The 20,146-nt window shown below is 45.3% G+C and carries 17 protein-coding genes; 13 read left to right on the forward strand and 4 right to left on the reverse strand.

Going from position 1 to position 20,146, the window contains the following annotated elements:
- Positions 1-457: 457 nt before the first annotated feature.
- Positions 458-1,267: a DUF1350 family protein gene (locus RIB93_RS06435; RefSeq protein ID WP_446371396.1), complete on the reverse strand. Its 810-nt coding sequence runs from the start codon at positions 1,265-1,267 to the stop codon at positions 458-460.
- A 268-nt stretch (positions 1,268-1,535) separates the two neighbouring features.
- Here RIB93_RS06435 and RIB93_RS06440 point away from each other — a divergent pair, with 268 nt between their 5' ends.
- Positions 1,536-1,946, forward strand: coding sequence for a hypothetical protein (locus RIB93_RS06440; protein ID WP_446371398.1), 411 nt, complete (start codon positions 1,536-1,538; stop codon positions 1,944-1,946).
- 202 nt (positions 1,947-2,148) lie between these two features.
- Positions 2,149-2,577, forward strand: a complete 429-nt coding sequence (locus tag RIB93_RS06445) for an FKBP-type peptidyl-prolyl cis-trans isomerase (RefSeq protein WP_446371400.1) — start codon at positions 2,149-2,151, stop codon at positions 2,575-2,577.
- A gap of 123 nt (positions 2,578-2,700) precedes the next feature.
- Here the strand turns inward: RIB93_RS06445 and RIB93_RS06450 are convergent, their stop codons facing one another.
- On the reverse strand, positions 2,701-2,976 hold the full coding sequence (locus tag RIB93_RS06450; RefSeq protein ID WP_446371402.1) for a pentapeptide repeat-containing protein: 276 nt from the start codon (positions 2,974-2,976) through the stop codon (positions 2,701-2,703).
- 557 nt (positions 2,977-3,533) lie between these two features.
- On the opposite strand from RIB93_RS06450, the gene RIB93_RS06455 reads away from it, so the two are divergent.
- Entirely contained in the window at positions 3,534-4,379 is an 846-nt protein-coding gene (locus RIB93_RS06455) for a lysophospholipid acyltransferase family protein (RefSeq protein ID WP_446371404.1), read from the forward strand.
- Positions 4,380-4,611: 232 nt separating this feature from the next.
- The gene (locus RIB93_RS06460; RefSeq protein ID WP_006097876.1) at positions 4,612-4,815 is read left to right on the forward strand and encodes a hypothetical protein; all 204 of its coding nucleotides are present in this window, start codon (positions 4,612-4,614) and stop codon (positions 4,813-4,815) included.
- 386 nt (positions 4,816-5,201) lie between these two features.
- Here the strand turns inward: RIB93_RS06460 and acsF are convergent, their stop codons facing one another.
- Together acsF and psbO are read right to left on the reverse strand one after the other, a co-directional pair.
- Positions 5,202-6,278, reverse strand: a complete 1,077-nt coding sequence (gene acsF / locus RIB93_RS06465) for a magnesium-protoporphyrin IX monomethyl ester (oxidative) cyclase (RefSeq protein ID WP_446371406.1) — start codon at positions 6,276-6,278, stop codon at positions 5,202-5,204.
- Between the two features lie 322 nt (positions 6,279-6,600).
- Positions 6,601-7,431: a photosystem II manganese-stabilizing polypeptide gene (psbO, locus tag RIB93_RS06470; RefSeq protein WP_446371408.1), complete on the reverse strand. Its 831-nt coding sequence runs from the start codon at positions 7,429-7,431 to the stop codon at positions 6,601-6,603.
- Between the two features lie 149 nt (positions 7,432-7,580).
- On the opposite strand from psbO, the gene RIB93_RS06475 reads away from it, so the two are divergent.
- From RIB93_RS06475 to RIB93_RS06515, 9 genes are all read left to right on the forward strand, one after another.
- Positions 7,581-7,844, forward strand: coding sequence for a hypothetical protein (locus tag RIB93_RS06475; protein ID WP_446371410.1), 264 nt, complete (start codon positions 7,581-7,583; stop codon positions 7,842-7,844).
- Positions 7,845-7,941: 97 nt separating this feature from the next.
- Positions 7,942-8,262, forward strand: a complete 321-nt coding sequence (locus RIB93_RS06480; protein WP_446371412.1) for a hypothetical protein — start codon at positions 7,942-7,944, stop codon at positions 8,260-8,262.
- A 95-nt stretch (positions 8,263-8,357) separates the two neighbouring features.
- The gene (locus RIB93_RS06485) at positions 8,358-9,794 is read left to right on the forward strand and encodes a phosphoglucomutase/phosphomannomutase family protein (RefSeq protein ID WP_446371414.1); all 1,437 of its coding nucleotides are present in this window, start codon (positions 8,358-8,360) and stop codon (positions 9,792-9,794) included.
- Between the two features lie 190 nt (positions 9,795-9,984).
- Positions 9,985-10,557, forward strand: coding sequence for an RdgB/HAM1 family non-canonical purine NTP pyrophosphatase (gene rdgB / locus RIB93_RS06490; protein ID WP_446371416.1), 573 nt, complete (start codon positions 9,985-9,987; stop codon positions 10,555-10,557).
- Positions 10,558-10,972: 415 nt separating this feature from the next.
- The gene (locus RIB93_RS06495; protein WP_446371418.1) at positions 10,973-12,850 is read left to right on the forward strand and encodes a peroxidase family protein; all 1,878 of its coding nucleotides are present in this window, start codon (positions 10,973-10,975) and stop codon (positions 12,848-12,850) included.
- Positions 12,851-13,081: 231 nt separating this feature from the next.
- Positions 13,082-15,595, forward strand: a complete 2,514-nt coding sequence (locus tag RIB93_RS06500) for a galactose oxidase-like domain-containing protein (RefSeq protein ID WP_446371420.1) — start codon at positions 13,082-13,084, stop codon at positions 15,593-15,595.
- Between the two features lie 85 nt (positions 15,596-15,680).
- Positions 15,681-17,723 (forward strand): Dyp-type peroxidase, encoded by a 2,043-nt coding sequence (locus RIB93_RS06505; protein ID WP_446371422.1) that lies wholly within the window; start codon positions 15,681-15,683, stop codon positions 17,721-17,723.
- Between the two features lie 508 nt (positions 17,724-18,231).
- Positions 18,232-18,771 carry a cysteine dioxygenase gene (locus RIB93_RS06510; protein ID WP_446371424.1) on the forward strand — a complete coding sequence of 180 codons (540 nt, stop codon included), beginning with the start codon at positions 18,232-18,234 and terminating at the stop codon, positions 18,769-18,771.
- Between the two features lie 86 nt (positions 18,772-18,857).
- The gene (locus tag RIB93_RS06515) at positions 18,858-19,553 is read left to right on the forward strand and encodes a methyltransferase (RefSeq protein WP_446371426.1); all 696 of its coding nucleotides are present in this window, start codon (positions 18,858-18,860) and stop codon (positions 19,551-19,553) included.
- Positions 19,554-20,146 lie beyond the last annotated feature (593 nt).

Raw genomic sequence — 20,146 nt, forward strand, 5'->3', positions numbered from 1 at the left:
ACAGGCAACAGATACAGCAGTTTGCTCTGCTATGCGGTACATTGTCGATCCCCCTAAATCCCCGTGCAATAAAAGCGAAGCATCCTCTGGTTTCCCCCATGGAACAAAAAGCGAAGCAACATCTGGTCTCCCCCTTTTGAAGGGGGACGGAAGGGGGATCAAATAGGGGGACTTTGATTTAGTGTACTTTATTACAGCGCTTTGCGCTGTAAATGTCCTAACGTATCCCCGTAGTGCTATAAACCTTAATGTCAATAATGGCGAAATCCTTGTAGTGCGAGCATCTTGCTCGCTACATTGAGCATCTTGCTCGCTACATTGAGCATCTTGCTCGCTACCCATGCCCAATTTAAATGCATGACAGCTTAGTAGCGCGGCACAGTTTATTTGATGAATTAAGTGGGTGGACACAATTAAAACTCTACTTTTGCCCGACTACTGATCTATCAATATCAATTTACCCCACTGCCAAAGGATTTAACCAGCGAATAATCTCTAATTTCAATCGATTTAAATCTCGATAAACCCCTTGCTTCATCCACTGACCGATCGCATCGAATGGCGTGAAGGAATCTCCCGTTTTCCAATTGACATCTTGTCCCAACGGTGTTAAATGATTTCCCGGTAGCCTTTGTAGCACAACCATATTCGGAAATCGCTGTTGCAGCACAGGGGATAGGATTGCCGTTTGGTCAATCTCATCATTGATAAATTTAATCAGTAAATTACGACGGATGGCGTATTGCTGGGCAATCAGATCATTAGTTTGTTGGGGTGAGGGGGTAAATTCAACGTCAAAGGCTGGCTTGATATTCAACTGCTTGAGAAACGTCAACTGATCCAGCATATTGAACTGTTCCAGAAACGGAATCGCCTGTTTCGCTGGGTAGTTGTTGAAGGAAATCAAAATATTACCCGCCCGTTCCACGGAAAACAAACTGCCAATCAGCAGATGCAGTTTGCACCCCATGCTATGTCCCACACCGTAGATCGGTAAATACTGTTTCCTGAGTAGTCTTGTGGCTTTGAGGCGATCGAGGGTCGTCTCAAAACGGTTGAGGACTTCGCGGGCGATCGCAACGTGATCTAAGGTATTGAGAAACGGCGTCGCCACAACCAAGTAACCCTGACGCCCTAATTGCTCAAGTAGCCAACGGTAGGTGACTTGGGGTGCAGCCGCAATAAACGCCCCACCCAAAAAATGCACGATGCCAACGGGACGAGACGGAATTAAAACCCAGCTACCAGATAGTTCTTGCCAGTCCATAGAAAGAGAGGGAAGTTCTTATATTTTTATATTGTGACGTACTCCCGGCTAGGTGGCGCTGCATATACCATGTCCGACTGAATACCTATACCTCGTTGCGTTCTAACGTGTCATTGGACAGCGTTGCCAAGAATCTCAGCGATATCATTGAGTTTGATTTATATATTTAATGAGAAATTGCTATCGGATAATGATTCCATAATTGGATCAGGTCTGTACACTGTTAGATAAGCTTTTTGTCCCTGATTAGACATATCCCTTAGCAATCATGATTAAATCCAAACTGGTTTTCACAAGCCTCCTGTCTACCGTAACCGTTACAGGTAGCCTATTCCTGGCAACGATTAGCCCCACTCAAGCCTTCCCTTGTTCGTTTGGCAAAAAGGGTGTTTCCCAAAGTGCTTCTGGAGAATCTCCTAGTCTCGTTGGCGATAAAATCAACTTCTACAAAAAATTCGGCATTGCTGGTGTTGGTATCGCCGCCGTAGCCGGAGGGTTAGTCGCTGTGAAAAAACTCAAAGCCGATCATAACCAACCTACTGAAGCGATTATCACAGAGACACCCTCATCAGAAGTCTTTGAACCCTATAACTTTGCTATCCCTGTTCTTCCAGAAGCGTTAGCCGCTTCAACTCCTGAAGCCGAGGAGTCTGAGCAGGATCTGACCTCCGTAAGCTAATTCAACTGGCTGAATGCCAGCTAAGGTGGGCAAGCGATAGACTGATTAACTCGGTTCATTAGCCTTGCTCACCCTACAGTTTCCTTAGAGTTATGACTCACCTCCCAGATAGATATGACTCATTAATCACACTAGAGAAATAATGCAAAATTTGCGCGAGTTGATACCCTAGAGGTGTTGATCAACTCCAAGGAAAATAAATATGGCACAAGCGAAAGTGGGTGATACCGTCAAAATTCACTACACAGGTAAACTAAAGGACGGTACAGTCTTTGATTCTTCCCTGAGTCGCGAACCGATAGAATTCACCATTGATGCTGGACAGGTCATTCCAGGTTTCGAGCAAGCCGTTATGGGTATGACGCCTGGGGATTCCAAAACCGAAATGATTCCCATGGATAAAGCGTATGGTCCCCATCGAGACGAAATGGTACTGGAGGTGACACGAGACAAAATGCCCCCAGACTTGAATCCCGAAATCGGTCAGCAATTACAAATTCAACAACCCAACGGGCGAGTTATTCCAGTGGTGATTACCGATGTCACCGACTCGAATGTGAGATTAGATGCCAACCACCCTCTAGCAGGACAAGACTTAACGTTTGAGATTCAGTTAGTGGACATTGCTTGATCCAGCCAGGATTGTCTCAAAGAAGAGAGGGAGGAGAGAGTGTCTTGGAAATCTATCAGCACAACTCATGTTGGCACTCTCTCTTTCTGGGAGTGGATGAGTCACTTTTTCCATCAACATCCGCTAAGAATCCGACATTCCCCCCACACTAAAACTCGTCATTTCAAAGATTGCCCCACGTCGCTGCAAATCAAGCTGGCTGGCTTCAGATAGTCCCTCATTCTCTCCCAATCGAGCTTTCTCTACCTCGGTAATCGTCAGATCAACTCCCGTGAGATTAGTATTACTCAGATTGTTATAGCTTAAGTTCGCCCGATTCAAAGTAACCTGAGTCAGATTAGCACCCTGAAAATTCCGTTCCTTGGCTAGATAACGCCGCAGGAGTTCGTTAGTATCCATAATGTTTGGGGAAAACTGGAGTTGTACTATCAATTTCCCAAGGATTTCCCTAAGCATTGTGATGGGTGCTACCCCTCACCCCAACTAGAGCAAAATGTGATATGAGTTACTCAATCAGGCAAAAATTCATCAAATCTTTACACGCTTTTCATCATAGCTAAACATAAAAAGCCGTTCGGGGGTGCAAACTAGGTAAGTAAGGGAGCTTAAACGTATTCCAACGTGGTCGTTATTCTCCTGTTTAGTGTTTAGGTTGTTTGGGAATCCCCTAGCGGTGTCTTCGAGGCTCAGCTAGGGGTTTTTTTTGGGGGGGTTTTTTTTCGGGGTTTTTTTTTCGACTGGGAATACCGCAAGTAGAGCCTTATGCATTGAGTTCCGTTAATATTTATCAAGGATGCAAGTCATCCTGTTTCTCGAAGAAAGTCACTCAGGTTGTGCCTCTTCTACTCCGAGCAGGAGAGAGGTTTGGAGAGATGTTTTCCAGATCCCGTGAAAAGTAACCTTATACTCTTCTGCTTTTGGTCAGAATCCGCCCAACCCAACATTTTGTTTCGTTCATGAATGGTAACTCAATCCCAAACGACAAACCCGGGTGGTCACTCGATGAACGTGATCCCCAAACCATCCAATCTTTCATGCCCTTATGGGGATGGTTTTACCACTACTACTTTCGGGTGAAAACCGATGGCTGGCATCACATTCGGGATCAGGATAACGCCTTATTTGTGGGGTCTCACAATGGCGGACTCGTCGCACCGGATATGATCATGGTCATGTATGACTGGTTTCGGCGTTTTGGTACCGAACGTCCGGTTTATGGTCTGATGCACCCCAATGGCTGGAAAATTGACCCAAACACGGCACGACTAGCGGCTAAGACGGGGGCAATCAGGACTCATCCCAAAATGGCGATCGCGGCTTTGCGTCGAGGTGCTAGTGTCCTCGTCTACCCTGGGGGGGCACAGGATGTCTTTCGTCCCCATACCATGCGGAATAAAATCCATTTGGCGGGGCGTCAAGGGTTTATTAAGCTGGCACTACGGGAAGGTGTGCCGATTATACCCGTTATTTCTCACGGCGCTCATGATACGTTGATTGTCTTAGCTGATTTTTATGACCAGGTTCGACAATTGCACGATTGGGGATTGTTCCCTTGGTTATTTGGTCTTGATCCGGAAGTGTTTCCCATCTACTTAGGTTTACCCTGGGGATTAGCGATTGGACCTTTACCCAATATTCCCTTACCTGTCCAAATTTACACTCGTATTTGTGCGCCGATTGTCTTTGAATGGTATGGTCGGGATGCAGCTAGCGATCGCGAATATGTCAATGCTTGCTATGAAAAAGTCTGTACTCAGATGCAATGGGAACTGGACTGTTTAATTAAGGTGGCTAATAAGTAGGTGGACACAATTTAAAGTTCAAGGTGGAGAACTCACTGCCCGAAAAGAAGCAAGCTACGTCTTATGTCATTCGTTTATGTAAGGGTTTGAGGACTATTTACAAAAGTTCATACAATGCAGTTTTCTTTTGTCCGACCACTTAGAACTTGATCCAGCTAATGAGAATGGCAGCGATTTTTTGAAAAAGGGGATAATGTGAGAATTGACATGGTATTGAGTTGAGGATAGTACCTTGAGTAATTCTAGCGATCAGTCTCCATCCGTCTCTCGTCAGGATTTGGATTACTGGTTAGAGCGTCAGACCGAATACCAACGGACTCTTAATGTCATCGAATCAAGAGGAGAAAACAGTGAAAGTGTGTGGAAACTGAGAGGTAAGCTCGAAGCTGTAGGAGAAACGATCACTTACCTACAACGGAAGCTCAATAAAGTCTAGAGCATTGGTTTATTAATCGCAGTTGGTGGGCAAAACAGCCGGGGAATTCTCCTGGGCAAAAAACCCAGTGATACTATCACTGGGTTAACAAGGGCTGCTGTAATAACTGAAGAAGATGTCGTTAGCTAGTATAGTATTGACTCAACGTTAAGTCTTGTTTATTCGCAGATTAAAATTCAAAATTAAAAAACTTCAAAAGTCAGTCATCAAAAATTACTGATTATAACAATTAACATGATATGACTGGATCTGTCACTATTACAGAAAAAACCCCCGCTATCCATAATAAAGATGTCAGCGAGGGAAGATGTCACGAAATTTAGCGGAGACAAATTTGAGGTCGTTCCAGACGCGCTATCATACCATGCTGTCTGGAACTGAGTTATTTAACGAACTACGCCCTGTTGAGAAGCAACTTCCATGGGCTTCATCAGGTAGAGTCTCAGCAACTGCCAGCCATTAGAGGCATAGTAGGGCAGCTTCTTGAAAAATTGCACGAACTTTGGACTTTTGGAGTTAACAATTTCCGTTAACTTTTCGTTATTGCCAATACAGACTTCTAGACGTTCGTAGAACTTAGGATGTTCCACATCTAAAATCACCGGAAATACCCGTCCAGCCGTTTCGTTGGTCTTCTTAATCACATGCTTATCATACTCGCGGGCATCTAAACCAATCGACTGATAGAAACCAGACCGTTGGATGTCATTTAGATACATTGTCGCAAATACTGAGAGCAAGAAGAAGCGAGACCATAACTTCGCCTGCCAATCATTTAACATTTGCGGCTGGGCTTTCATGATCGCATCAAAGAAATCCCCATGACGATTTTCGTCCTGACACCAGTTTTCAAAGAACCGGAAGATGGGGTAAATCCGGTCTTCAGGATGGGCTTCAAGATGGCGATAAATGGTGATATACCGCCAGTAGCCAATTTTCTCCGACAAATAGGTGGCGTAGAAGATAAACTTCGGCTGGAAGAAGGTGTACTTCTTATTCTTGGTCAAAAATCCCAAATCCAATGCCAGATTGAAATCTGACATCGCCTTGTTCAGAAAACCAGCATGACGTGCTTCATCACGAGACATGAGCGTGAAACACTCTGCCAGCACCGGACTTTTGTCTTTGATCCGACGACCCAATTCCTTATAAAGTAAAAATCCAGAGAATTCTGCTGTACAGGAACGCTCCAGAAATTCCACAAACAAGCGGCGGGTTTCACCGTCGATATGCTCCCAAGACTGCTCAAACTCAGCGTCCCGGACGAAGTGGTGGCGATTGTAGTCCGCACGGAACTCTTCTAGGATCGCCAATAGCTCATCCTCATTCGGCGAGATGTCCATCTGCGCCATCGCTTCAAAGTCTGTCGTGTAGAACCGAGGCGTCAGTATGGTGTCCTTCGCCGGGGATTTAACGCCAGGTCTGATTTCTTCAAAGCTAGGTTTTTTAAGGGTATCTACCATAGTTGGTTGTACTCGTTATCTCTTACTTACGATTTTGGACTTGAGAATATGGCAATTGGGGGGTGACTCGACCCGCGCCGATTTTTTAGAGCTGCATATTGAGTCTACCAAGGTCTTGGGTGAGTGCAAAATCCAGTTAAGGTTAAAATTTGTAAATTTGCTTAACCTTTCTTCATGTTTGCTAGGGAACAGGTAAGGTAGAGACGTTGCATGCAACGTCTGGAACAACAGTTCGGCTTTTGTAAAAAGGGACATGACTATCGCCATGCCCCTAATTAATTAGATCAAAGACAGTTTAGTACCGAAGCACTAACCACTAAGCCTATTCAGCTTCAACGCGACCGTAAAAAATTCCCCGAATCAAGACTTCTTCAGGTTCTTCTTCGGCACCTAAGTCAGTATCAGCCGTCTGTTCGCTCTCAAAGGTACCAGCAATTTCTCCCGTGAAGCTATCAACCTTAGAAACCTGTAGAGACATCTCACCGGATCGGGTCTCTACGCGCTTAACGTTAGCGCGAACGAATTCCTCTTCATCCGCTTTGGAAGGCAGCGCGATCGCATTATCATAGCCAGATGCTACACCACGACCTTTGGGATCGAGGAACACAGCACCTCGATAAGACGGAACCTTAAATTCCCCTTCAAAGTCAGTAGACGTATTCACGCTTGTCATGTTTGGCTGACTTGTGGCAACCAAACTTTTAATTGTGAACATGAAGGGAACTTGTTCGCCTCCAGGTAGCTGTACTGTAATCGCTTGAAAGTCAATGCCATCCTCTTCAGTAAAGATAAGGCTGCCATTTTCTCCAGGATTCAAGGAACCTTCAACTTGATCTAGGCTAGAGGTAGCCCGGGTCAATAACTTACCTGGGATATATTCTGCCTCTCTACGCTTATTTGTCGGTTCTTCCTTGACAAAGAAGCTGGTTGGCTGTAAACAAAGCTCGACAATTCGATAGGAATTATCAGACTCAATGGGAATAGAACCACGAGTTGTTTCTGAGAGCTGGGGACATAAATTCGCTAAGCCCGTATTTCTAATCTGGTCGTAGGTCAATTGATCAGGACTAGTCGCTGTTGCAGCATCCGAACAAGCCGTTAATACCCCCAGACACAATGCCAAAAAGGCAACAATCAATGCGCGATACCTCATGGTCAACCTCAATCGTCAATCTCTAAAACAAGAAAAATTTTTTTATGGTGATTAGTTAGTGAATCAGGCTGTGGTTTATATAAATAAAACCGCAACTATCCTTACCATATCAACGAAAGTCACCCTAAATTCACTCCACCTTAAATGAAATGCGGCAAAGGCGCGGACGAGGAGAACCCGGAGGTTCAGCGTCCGATAGCGAAGCAGGTGGGCAACGCCCGACAAAATTACCGCACTGGGATTACTCCCATGGTCAACAGGCTTTGAAGAGCCTACACCTGATCCGGCGATTAGGTGTGCGGTCGTTGACACCATGGTATAGTTTTGGTCACACGCTGGTTATCGGTGATCGCTTAGTAGATCGAACGGTGGCTTACTCAAGCCTTGTTCCCTACATGATGCCGAAGGCGTGAACCTTAGCTTTTCTCGCTTCATTGTACACGGGAAGCGACACTTTTACGCTTTCAATCAAGCGGGTGGCAAGAAACAACGAAGATTGACAGGGGTAGGATGAATTTTAGTGATGAGTTAGATGCTCAGGATCTACAGGTCAAATTACAAGCTCTAAGGACGGAGATTTGGGCGTTAGCCGATAGCCATAAAGGGGATACATTAACACTGCTGGCTCTGCTGCGGACGCTGGAAGAGGCGCACCGCGAGATCCGAGATGGTCTATTTCAAGACTCGTTACCCGACAATCGACAAACCCTGTATGCGCTGCTCAAAGATATTGAAGAATTAGGGGGTTGGCCTTATGTGGCGCGGATGAAGCTGCGATCGCTGCTGACAAATTTCCCGGAAGCGGCAATCTCTGAGATTCAACAACCCTAACGCGAGCCAACAAGACAGTTGGGGCAACAGGTGCTAAGATCCAGCCGTCAGTCTTAGCACTTTATCTTAATTATTCTTATTTTTGAGCAGGGACTATGAATGAAATTAAGTTTGGCACAGACGGCTGGCGAGGTGTGATCGCCGCCGATTTTACTATGAAGCGTGTGGCGTTAGTCGCGACAGCCGCCACTCAAATCCTGGCTGATATTTATGGCAAAACCAGCGGTAGCCGTACTGTGGTTGTTGGTTATGATCGGCGCTTTATGGCGGAAACCTTTGCCAAAAAGACGGCGGAGGTTGTCCAATCCCTGGGATTTGATGTGTTGCTTTCTGAAAGCTACGCGCCCACCCCGGCATTTAGCTGGGCAGCAAATAACCAGAATGCTCTAGGGGCTTTGGTTCTAACGGCTAGCCATAACCCAGCCAGTTATCTGGGATTAAAAGTGAAGGGGGCATTTGGGGGATCAGTTCCGCCAGAAATTACCCAAAAAATTGAAGCTCAACTCGCTCAACCCTCAGCTTTAGCGTCAACGCCAGGTAAAATCCAATTCTTTGATCCTTGGTCAAGTTATTGTGAGGCACTGGGATCAAAAGTAAATTTGGCTAGCATTCAGAACTTGATTAGCCAAGGTAAATTGACTGTCTTTGCCGATGTCATGCATGGCGCAGCCGCAGGGGGCTTGAGCAAAATTTTAAATGTACCGATTCAGGAACTCAATAGCTCCCGTGATCCCTTATTTGGTGGCGGTGCGCCGGAACCTTTGCCCCGTTATCTGTCTCAACTCTTTCGCCACATCCGTACCCACCGACGGCAAACTGAGGGTGCGTTACGGGTAGGATTGGTCTTTGACGGAGATAGCGATCGCATCGCGGCAGTCGATGGACAAGGTAATTTCCTCAGTTCTCAAATTCTAATCCCTATTCTGATTGAACATTTAGCATCCCGACGGCAAGAGACAGGGGAAGTGGTAAAAACGATTAGTGGTTCGGATTTAATTCCCCAAATTGCCCAGCTTTATCAATTGCCCCTCCACGAAACCCCGATTGGGTACAAATATATTGCCGATCGCATGGTATCTACTCAAGTCTTGCTGGGTGGTGAAGAATCCGGCGGTATTGGGTATGGGACACATATCCCAGAACGCGATGCCTTACTTTCTGCCCTATATCTGTTGGAAGCGATCGCGGAATCAGGGATGGATTTAAGCCAACTTTACCAACACTTACAAGAACAAACAGGTTATACCTCAGTATATGACCGCATTGATTTACATTTAGCCGGAATGGAAGAGCGATCGCGCCTACTCAACCAACTGCAAACCCAACCCCCCACTGAGATTAATGGTCAAGCCGTTGTTGATTGTCTAACCATTGATGGGTATAAATTCCGCTTAGCTGATGGTAGCTGGTTACTGATTCGATTCAGTGGTACTGAACCCGTCTTACGCCTTTACTGTGAAGCTTCGACTCCAGAACAAGTTCGTCAAACCCTCAGTTGGGCAAAAGATTGGGCAAATCAAAATCAGGGATGAGGAAGCAGAGGGAGATAGGGAAGATGGGGGTGATGGGGGGTGATGGGGGTGATGGGGAAATTGTGTAGGGGCGGGTTTTACCACTAACGTTTCGTTTTCACCCTGATATAACTAAACCCGCCCCTACCTAACCGTTCAATTATCACAAAAAACATGAGACGAATGACAAATGACCAATGACAAATAACAAATGACCAACCTAATTGTTGCCACAGGAAATCCAGGTAAATTACGCGAGATGCAGGCATATCTGGGTGATTTGCCTTGGGAATTGCAGCTTAAACCACCGGAAATCGAGATTGAGGAAACAGGCGATACCTTTGCCGCGAATGCTCGTCTCAAGGCGGTAGGTGTCGCCCAAGCCACAGGTCAATGGTCGATCGCGGATGATTCTGGCTTGCAAGTAGATGCTTTGGACGGAGCGCCGGGTATTTATTCAGCACGCTACGGGAAAACCGATGCTGAACGGATTCAGCGTTTGCTGTATGAATTGGGGGATACATCCAATCGAGGGGCGCAGTTTGTTTGTGCGATCGCGATCGCTCGTCCTCATGGCACAATCGCAACAGAAGTGGAGGGCGTGTGCCGAGGTGAAATTTTAAAGGCTCCCTTGGGTACAGGAGGCTTTGGCTACGATCCGATTTTTTATCTGCCAGAACAGGAATTAACCTTTGCCCAAATGAGTCGTAAACTAAAGCAATGCTACAGTCATCGTGGCAAAGCCTTAGAATTACTGCTTTCCCAATTCAACCAACTCTTATGAATTTATGAGTTGTGAACAAATTAATCTATAATTAATATGTTTTCCCAATACCTTAATTATTAAATTTTGTTACAAATAAAAATGGTGATTGTGTTACATGAATCGATGTGTGAAACAATGCCTATATAACATCAACTGACTGGAGTTAAAAAAATCTCCCTAAGTATGATGTTTTTGACTTGGCTGGTTTAATCTGGAGTTCCCCAAGCGAAACAACGAAAATAACCTCACTGTGCAGCCTTTCGCGATTGTTAACGCGACCTGCATAGGTTTTTCAGGGTATTGCAAAGTTCGTCAGGTACATACAGTATTTTTCCCTTGATCTTCAACAGTGTTTCTGAAGAGATTGAACTCTCTTCACCTCGGAACAATTGAGCGTATAGTAGTAAAAAAAAATATGCCGCAACATCACGGGATGAGCCCGTTTCAACAACTCCTTGAGGCTTCAGCTCAGAAAGGTACACATCAAGGATTTTTTGGCAGACTCTTACCGAAAGGTCAAGTCGTCGAACGCAAAGATGTTGAAGACGCCTTGCTAAAACTTGCCAACAGCATGGACGAAGGGGACAATGAAGATCCTTCAGGAGATAGTGATATTCCCGATGGCTACGTCTTCTTGGGTCAATTTATCGACCATGACATCACCTTTGATACTACCTCCGGTCTTAACAAAGTGTTTGGTGATGTTGAGTCAATCCCGAATATCCGCACCCCTATATTTGACTTAGATTCTGTCTATGGTGATGGACCGGAAGCCATCCCCTTTCTTTATCAACGTAAACACCCAGAGTTCTTTCTGATTGGCAGTGACAACAATCCCGATAATGATCTGCCGCGTAATCGTGAAGGACGGGCATTAATTCCTGAATCCCGCAATGATGAAAACGGCATCATCTCTCAGTTACAGTTGCTGTTCATGAAATTCCACAACGCGGTGTTGGAGGGAATCGAAAATGAAGATATCGAAATCTTTGAACCTGTCCAACATAAAGATGTGGAATTCGAGAAAGCTAAACGGGCGGTGCAACGGCATTATCAGTGGATTGTTCGCCATGATTTCTTGCCCCGAATCATTGTCAAAGAGGTTCTCGATCAAGCTGTACAGGATGTTTTAGACAGTGACAATTACAAGTCTGATCCAATCTGGTGTGATGCACCAACCATTCCTGTAGAATTTGCTGGCGCCGCCTATCGGTTTGGTCACACGTTGACTCGTTCCCACTACCACATTAATGCCAATCGTTTAAATGTAGACCTGTTCGAGAACTTCAAAGATAAACCCGGTAATGCCTTATCGGTGTTTAATCCCGTCGCTCCTGAAAATATAGTGGATTGGCGTTTCTTCTTTGAGGTGGATAGCTCAATTGAACCCCAGAATGCGCGGAAGATTGATACCTGGATGGCGCATGAATTCTATGATCTGCCCTTTGTACCCAAAGCGGCAAAAGATCGGGGTGAAAATTCCCTGGCATTTCGGAATCTGTTACGGGGGGCGGTGTCCTATAGTCTACCCAGTGGTGAAGAAGTCGCCAAGGCGTTTGGGGTGAATCCGATTCCCCTGCACCAGAAGGTGAAAGACGCCGGACTCACGGAAACACCGTTTTGGTTTTACTGTTTAGCCGAGGCGGAAGCTCATGGCGGTAAACTGGGACCGGTGGGCGGTCGGATTGTGGCGATGACATTGCTACGGATTCTCAAGGAAGACCCCGAATCTTATGTGAATGCACCCAAACCCTGGAAGCCTTATTTAGGTGAGGGGGATAACTTCACCATGGCGGACTTGGTTAAGTTTGTGCAGAAACATGAACCGAAGAAAGAGGCGATCAAATTTGGCGAAGAGTTCTACCTGAAAAGCCAAGATGGGCGGTATCTAATCAGCGCTGATCACTCTGGTTATTACTTCCCTCGGCTGGACGCCAGTGGTCAGGTGAAGCTGAAACTGGGAAATGGCAACGGAGAACTGACCCATAACGCGATCGTGCAAATCCTATCAACTGAAACGGGATTGGCTCAAGGTAACATCTTGGGAGCTTTTCGCGATCGGCACAATTGCTACTACTGGTCTCTCTACAATCAGCAAATGCAAGGATGGCAGATTACTAAAGTAGATGGTGGTGATGCCAAGATTCGCTATGGGGATAAGGTCTATCTGACCAACCTCTACTGGACGAATCAACGATTGACGCGGGACACCAAATACCCTGGCTATTTTACGACCGTGGAAAACGCTCAAGAGTGGTGGGTCTTGGAAAAGGCAGAAGCATCAACCGGTAGCGGCGGTGCTTATACCTAATTGAGGCAAATGTCAACTTAAAAACTTGAAAAAAATCTCGTTTAAACCTGATGACGGCTACAAAACAATCTACTTTATCGCTGTTTAGATTAGTCGTCATCATGAGTTGACTTTTTTGCCCAAAGGTAGCCAAAACATCCTATACTAACTAAATCTGAACATAAATAAGGATGAGTTGGCTACCTCAAATTACCGACTCAAATTGGTACAGTTTTTTAGTCTAAATCATTCATGAAGAAAAAGAAAATCCTAGCCTTCCTATCGGTTTTTATGCTGGGGTTGTTGGCATTAATTGTCAATCCAACTCCAGCACGAGCGCAAGCAGCGCCCAGTGTGAAAATTGCCGATTCAATTAGTGAGTTTTCTGGAACTCAAGGAAAAGAGAATTGGTTCTACGGCTATGTTGGTGATCAACTGTACGTTCCCTACTTTGAGGAAATGTCCGCTTACACGGGTGGCAGTTGGCAAGTTGATCCCAATACCAAGCTATCCCCAGAATCCGCTAAACCCAGTAAAGCGGGTAGCAAAAAATGGCCCATTCGCCGCTGGAAAAGCGAAGTCGATGGTGAAATCACCATTAGCGGTCAACTAGCAAAAGCCGAACTCGGTGGTGATGGCATCAAAGGTTATATCTTCGTCGATGGTGAGCGCATTTGGTCACAAAAGATTGAAGGGAATGACAGTCAGGGCGTAAATTTCAATATCAAGGCTACTGTCAAGAAAGGCTCTGATGTCGATTTTGTCGTCGGTCCGAGAAAAGACGCTGATCTGGATGGGACTAAATTCATTGCTACGATTTACGGTCAAGCTAATGATCCCAGAGCTGAAGTCGGTGCATGGGAAACTGTTCCCTTACCCCCGAACCAAGACGATTGGATGCAAGCTGTCCATACAGCGGTTCTGCCCAATGGGAAAGTCCTGATTGCTAACGGTAGTAGTAATCGGAATACCCTGATCAAAAACGGTGATAAAGTTGAGTTTAGTGATGGGGTTGATTCGACGGATTATGATGTCGTCAACAATACGTCTCTATTTGATCCGGAAACGGGAACCTATCAACGCATCGATTCGCCTCCCGCTGTCCAAAATGGTCAAAGCAATGATCTCTTCTGTTCTGGTCATGTCCATCTATTAGATGGAAATGTCTTGTTTGTCAGTGGCACAAATCGCTACTATCCCGGCGAAAACTTTGAAGGCTCGAAACAAACCAACATCTACAACTGGAAAGAAAACAAATGGACAACCGCTGGTTTGTTCAATGAGGGACGTTGGTATCCCAGTTTAGTCCCCCTAGCCGATGGCAAAATTGTCATTTTCTCTGGACTGAAATTTGGTAAACCGGGTCAGATTGCTCACACGATTGAAATCTATGACCCCAAAACCAAGAAACTGAGTTACATCGACCTCGACTACATTGAAGACAGTCCCTTTAATGTCAAAGTCGAATACGAAGACAAGTACGAGTACAACGGCAAACAAATTACCAAGAAAATCGATGCTTACGATAGTATCGATGTTTATCCCCGTATCTTTCCCACTGCCGATGGTCGGTTAATGATTACGGGTGATGGTGCAGGGAAATTCCCCTTAGAAATTCACGCCAGTAACAAGAGTTATTTGATGTCCGTCATTGATGACGGTAATGGCAAATTGGATGTCAAATTTGACGTAGCAGCTGACCGCAAGGAACTGTCTAAGGTGTATGGAAGTGGACTCCTTGACCCCTATTACCAAGGTGATGTGCTACTGGTAGGCGGTTTGGTAGACACGAATAGCATTGCCTACGGCTGGCCCCAATTCCCGGACTTGAATGAGTCACTCAAGGCAAAAGGTGCGCGGATTTCCACCAGCTTGGAACGTTGGATTTCCCCGGAAAATTCAGGTGAAACCTATGGGAAATGGGAAGCTATAGACAACTTTTTGGATCAACCCCGCGCCATGAATATGGCGGTGATTCTACCCACAAAAGAAGTCTTGGTGATTAATGGGGGTGAATATGCCGAATATGATCCCATTTATGAACCGGTGCTGATGACACCCGATGAGAATGCACCAGGGGGCTATACGACGAAATCCATGAGTCCAGCTCAGCTTCCCCGGCTTTATCATAATGGGGCGCTCTTGTTACCCGATGCTCGTGTTTTAAGCATTGGTGGTAATCCCCGTCGGGCGGCACGGACAAAAGATGGAAAGGTTCGGGTTGATGATTTACCTGATGCCGATGACTACTACGTCCTAGCCAAACTCAGCGATAAACCCAATCAACCCAAGGGTTCAGGAAAAGTTAATTCTGAGGCTGAGTATGACAGCTTCCTGAAAAACTATTACGCTGACCCGAAAAATAGTTACTTCGCAGAAGAAGACCCCTTACCCTTTGTTCCGGCAGAGATTTGGCAAGCCGAAATCTTCAGCCCTCCCTATCTGTTTAAACCCGGGGCGCGTCCAGAAATTACCCAGGCACCTGCCACTTTAAACTATGGTGAATCTGGCAGCATCACCGTCAAAGATGCCACTCAAGATGGCTCACTGGTTCTGGTGAAATTGGGAACAGTGACCCACAGTTTAGATTACGGACAACTGTTAGCACCAGCAACGATTAATAACGTTGCTCTTGGTACACCGTCGGCGATTAGTTTCACCGCACCGGAAAACGCGAATCTTTACCCTCCAGGCTATTACATGATGTTCTATGTCAATGACATCGGTAAGCCGTCTAAAGCCACAATGGTGAAGCTAGAAGCGTAAATTCATTTCATCTGTAATTCTGCACTGTTGCCGTTGCCAATAACGGCAGCAGTGTCATTCCCACCTTAAAATCAGGAGTATATCCATGGCACTAACTGACCAAGATTTAAGCACAGTTCATGAGTATGGCATTGACCCAGCCGACGAGAAGTACAAAACCTTACTCACCGACTTACAAGGCAATATTCTTAAAGGACATGGACGAGAACATAGTGTCCATCTCTTCTTAAAATTTAAACCCGATCAAGTCGATGCCGCCAAGAAATGGATTCAAGAGTTTACCCGCAAATATGTGACCTCGGCGAAGCAACAGGCTGATGAAGCTGAACTTTACCGCAAGTACAAAGCCAAGGGAAGTCTCTTTGCCAACTTCTTTTTATCTCGGTTTGGTTATGAATATCTAGAAGTTAAACCCTTCCGCACGCCCAAGGATCAACCGTTTCGCTTTGGCATGAAAAACGATGCAGTGAGGAACTTGATGGGTGATCCGGTTGTAGAAGAATGGGAACCGGGATATCAGGATGAAATTCATGCCTTAGTCTTGATGGCAGATGATGATGTGGTGGATTTACTCCAAGAAGTCAACCGCATGTCCCAAAAGCTGCTCAAGATAGCAGATATTGTCAATCGGGAAGATGGGTTTGTTCTCAGAAACGAGAAAAATCAACCCATTGAACATTTTGGTTATGTGGATGGGGTGAGTCAGCCCCTATTTTTGAAACGGGATATTCTCAAAGATAAATATAACAACTGTGAATTTGAAAAATGGGATTCCCGGGCGTCACTGAGTTTGGTTTTAGCCAAAGATCCCAATGGGACAACAGAGGATAGCTACGGCAGTTATTTAGTCTACCGGAAACTAGAACAAAATGTCAGAGCGTTCCATGAAGAAGTGCGCCAACTAGCAGAAAAGTTAGGGGTGGATAATGATTTAGCCGGTGCGATGACCGTTGGTCGGTTTAAAGATGGCACACCCGTCACCCGTTCTTCCATACCTGCCTCATCCGATACCAATAGTTTTGGCTTTGACGATGATACCCAAGGCACAAAATGTCCCTTCCATTCTCACGTTCGCAAAACGAATCCCCGTGGAGATACGGGACGAGTCGGGTCTTCGGTCAATTACGAGCAAGCCTTAGAAACAGAACGAGGTCATCGGATTGCCCGTCGCGGGATTAGTTATGGGGAAAATGACATTACCCGCGAATCATCATCGGGTTCAGGATTGCTGTTTTTATGCTTCCAGGGGAATATTGAAAATCAGTTCAATTTCATGCAAGCGTCTTGGGCAAATCAGAATAATTTTGTCAATGTGAATACCGGTCCTGATCCGATTATTGGTCAACAGGCTGGAACTCATAAATGGCCCACGGGTTGGGGAGAATCAACAACCACAGAATGTAAGTTTAAGCTGTGGGTGCACATGAAGGGCGGGGAATACTTTTTTGCCCCCAGCCTGAGTTTCTTGAAAACCTTGAGTCCCGTTGGTGAAGAACTCACCCCAGAAACACTGGATACCTATTCGACCATGTGTTTTGATGGTAAAAATGATTATCTTGTCATCTCAGAGGCTGCCAGTTTGCGGGTGCAGAACTACACAGTCGAAGTTTGGCTTAAACCCGGTGATCCGAAGGAAGCTTGGCAGGGTGTTATTGGCAAACCGGGTCGCAATTTTAATATCTGGTTAAATAATGCCGGATATGTTCACCACCGTTTCCATACTCCAGCCGGCTGGAATGCAGGAGCGCCAAATACGCCCAATGGTTCGATTCAATGGAATCAATGGTATCACTTAGCAATTACCAATGATGGCACAACAGCCAAAACCTACATTAATGGAGAACTGAAGGCAGAAGGACCAACGGGAGGAAATCTGATCGTTAATCATACTCCCCTTTATATCGGTCGTAGCTTAGATGGAGACAGTAGTCGTTATTTTTACGGTAACATGGCTGAAGCTCGCCTCTGGAATTACGCCCGTTCTGAAGCGGAAATCAAGGAAAAGATGAACCAGCGTTTAACCGGATATGAGTCTGGTTTAGAGGGATATTGGCTATTAGATGAACGCTACGGCAATATCGTCCCTGACTGTACTCCTAATGCCAACTCGGGTATTTACTATAGTTGAGGGTAAGGTGATGCGGGGAGGCTCAACCTCCCCAAGAGTCTTGCTTGGGAGTATGTCAGGGAAAGCACATACAGCAGTTCACGATGTCATGAAGTACAATAGCAGCCATGAAAAAACGAATTTCTGAGATGTTGTACCTTATTGCAGGGGAAACCGCTATAATGTTTACGCTAAACTGCTTGCGTTGGGTTAAGGAACGAAACCCAACCTAAAACTAACTTTTTACGGGAAGTCTATCAACCTGCGTAGAGACGCGCCATGGCGCGTCTGGGCGGGTTTAGTCACATCTTGGTCAAACCGAAAAGATAGTAGTAAAACCCGCCCCTACACAATTTCCCAATCTCTCACTCAAAACTTACTTCCCTTCGTTGCGTCACATACCGTGAAAACTAAGAACCTACAAAGGTGATCAGCTCCCGTCTTCCCTTCTCTATTGACTTAGTAGAACTGTAAATTGGCTAGACGTTTCATCATACACTTGTTGTAAATTTTAGTTGTCTTTGTTGCGATGAATTTAAGCCACCCTTCAAAACTGTGTTCTTTAGAAAAACTCATTCATGGGTTGAGTATTCCGGCGACCAAAAATTTATCCTATTATGACCAACTGATTCAGTCTCTTGATATACCCATAGATAGTATAGACCCTTACTGTACCTGGAACGAGCGGTCTTATACTCGCAATTTAGTCCACAGCACAGACTTATATGAACTGCTGATTCTATGTTGGCAGAAGGGACAAACTAGCCCAATTCATGATCACCAAGAGCAAGATTGTTGGATCTATGTCGTAGAAGGCACAATTGAAGAAACTCTCTATCAGCCAACGCTTCATGATGATCAACGTTTCAGCTTAGGTGAAACTGATAGAATAATTTATCACAAAGGAGATAAATCCCGTCTGATGAATTCTATGCTGGCGTGGCATTCGATTAAACCTCTGAGTCAGCAAGCCATTACATTGCATCTCTACTCGCTACCGATCAAGAAATGTCATCTATACAATCTGCAAACAGGTCAATTGAGTGAACGGAAGCTCAATTATTCTTGAAGTTCTTACTAATTGAAGCCTAACTCACTTGTTAAATTGGCGTTTTTGCCAATTCAATCTATGTCCTTATCCACCCATTATTGCTCATGACAACTACCAACCAACCAAAAACCTTAACCAAATACTTTTTTGACCCTTTTGTTATCAAAATCAACTTAAGCGGAGAGGCTTGGAAACCAACGCCTCATGGATATGCTTTAGCCAATGGCATGGTTCGAGTTCCCCATATATTTTGTGGCAAATCCGTTATTGAAATTGGCGCAGGTTCGGGAATTCATGCAATTCTGGCGCTCAAACTTGGTGCGAGGAGTATTGATATTACAGACATTAGTGAGGACGTGAACAATGTTGCAAAGCAAAATGCCCAAGAGAATAATGTGAGCTATCGTCATGCTTGGGTTAAGGATTGGATGCATTTTGACCCTATACCAGAGCGTTACGAACTGGTGTTGTGTAATCCTCCTTTTTGTAAAGCTGGCACTCCTGACCGCCGTTGGTTTATTACAGAAATGATTACACAAAGCCGGAAATTTATGAATCCGGGCGGATATTTAATCTTTTGTCAAAGTAGTATGGCAAACTTCCCGAAAACTGAAGCAGAATTAGAGGAAGCTGGGTTTATACATGAAGTCGTCTACAAAACGCGAGGACTCTTTCGAGACTACTATTTTACTGAACATGGATTCATTGAAGAAAGTCGTCAAGTTCCTAATGGGTTTGAAATCATTGATGATGAATATATCGAAACCCTACAGGTTTATTTGGCAACTTTAAAAGCTTGATTGGTTCACTAAGTAGTCGGACAAAAGAAAACAACACGCTCACGCTTGTTTTGGAAACAAGCCTCAAACCCTTACAAAGGATGTAGCTTGCTTCTCGCTCTCGCGAGTTCTCCACCGTTCACGTTAATTAAGCCTTATTGACACCATTATTGACAGATGAAGACCAGAACCCAAGGGATACAGCGCAAAGCGCTGTAATAAAGTACAGTAGATCAAAGTCCCCCTTCAGATCCCCCTCTTCCCTTCAAAAGGGGGAAGCCAGCGGATGCGGGAGCTTTTTTTCCATGGGGGATGCGAGAGGGATCGACAATGTACCGCATAGCAGAGCAAACTGTTGTAAAGGGGGTGAAAAAAGCGGATTGGATTTCAGCCAATGAATTAAGTTGAGGGCGACCCGATTCAATTGAGTGAACGGGTATTGTTAATTAGGGCTTGCTGCACAACCTAGAAATCCTGAGCCATCAATACTTTGAGGCTTATGGGCAGTGGATAAAGTGCAAGGAAATGGGGTAGCATCCTTCATAAGTATGGCATCACCTTGCTCAGGGAAAATGTACCCTTGCTCCCCCAGCTCCCCCAGCTTCCCCAGCTTC

It is taken from the genome of Coleofasciculus sp. D1-CHI-01 (genome assembly GCF_040218875.1).
Lineage (GTDB): Bacteria > Cyanobacteriota > Cyanobacteriia > Cyanobacteriales > Coleofasciculaceae > Coleofasciculus.

Excerpts from the sequence above, each read along its gene's own strand:
- RIB93_RS06495 (WP_446371418.1), top strand. The coding sequence starts at position 10,973 with ATGAGCCCGTTTCAACAACTCCTTGAGGCTTCAGCTCAGAAAGGTACA.
- RIB93_RS06440 (WP_446371398.1), top strand. The coding sequence starts at position 1,536 with ATGATTAAATCCAAACTGGTTTTCACAAGCCTCCTGTCTACCGTAACC.
- psbO (WP_446371408.1), bottom strand. The coding sequence starts at position 7,431 with ATGAGGTATCGCGCATTGATTGTTGCCTTTTTGGCATTGTGTCTGGGG.
- RIB93_RS06500 (WP_446371420.1), top strand. The coding sequence starts at position 13,082 with ATGAAGAAAAAGAAAATCCTAGCCTTCCTATCGGTTTTTATGCTGGGG.
- acsF (WP_446371406.1), bottom strand. The coding sequence starts at position 6,278 with ATGGTAGATACCCTTAAAAAACCTAGCTTTGAAGAAATCAGACCTGGC.
- rdgB (WP_446371416.1), top strand. The coding sequence starts at position 9,985 with ATGACCAACCTAATTGTTGCCACAGGAAATCCAGGTAAATTACGCGAG.
- RIB93_RS06445 (WP_446371400.1), top strand. The coding sequence starts at position 2,149 with ATGGCACAAGCGAAAGTGGGTGATACCGTCAAAATTCACTACACAGGT.
- RIB93_RS06480 (WP_446371412.1), top strand. The coding sequence starts at position 7,942 with ATGAATTTTAGTGATGAGTTAGATGCTCAGGATCTACAGGTCAAATTA.
- RIB93_RS06510 (WP_446371424.1), top strand. The coding sequence starts at position 18,232 with ATGAATTTAAGCCACCCTTCAAAACTGTGTTCTTTAGAAAAACTCATT.
- RIB93_RS06450 (WP_446371402.1), bottom strand. The coding sequence starts at position 2,976 with ATGGATACTAACGAACTCCTGCGGCGTTATCTAGCCAAGGAACGGAAT.
- RIB93_RS06435 (WP_446371396.1), bottom strand. The coding sequence starts at position 1,267 with ATGGACTGGCAAGAACTATCTGGTAGCTGGGTTTTAATTCCGTCTCGT.
- RIB93_RS06515 (WP_446371426.1), top strand. The coding sequence starts at position 18,858 with ATGACAACTACCAACCAACCAAAAACCTTAACCAAATACTTTTTTGAC.
- RIB93_RS06505 (WP_446371422.1), top strand. The coding sequence starts at position 15,681 with ATGGCACTAACTGACCAAGATTTAAGCACAGTTCATGAGTATGGCATT.
- RIB93_RS06455 (WP_446371404.1), top strand. The coding sequence starts at position 3,534 with ATGAATGGTAACTCAATCCCAAACGACAAACCCGGGTGGTCACTCGAT.
- RIB93_RS06485 (WP_446371414.1), top strand. The coding sequence starts at position 8,358 with ATGAATGAAATTAAGTTTGGCACAGACGGCTGGCGAGGTGTGATCGCC.
- RIB93_RS06475 (WP_446371410.1), top strand. The coding sequence starts at position 7,581 with ATGCGGCAAAGGCGCGGACGAGGAGAACCCGGAGGTTCAGCGTCCGAT.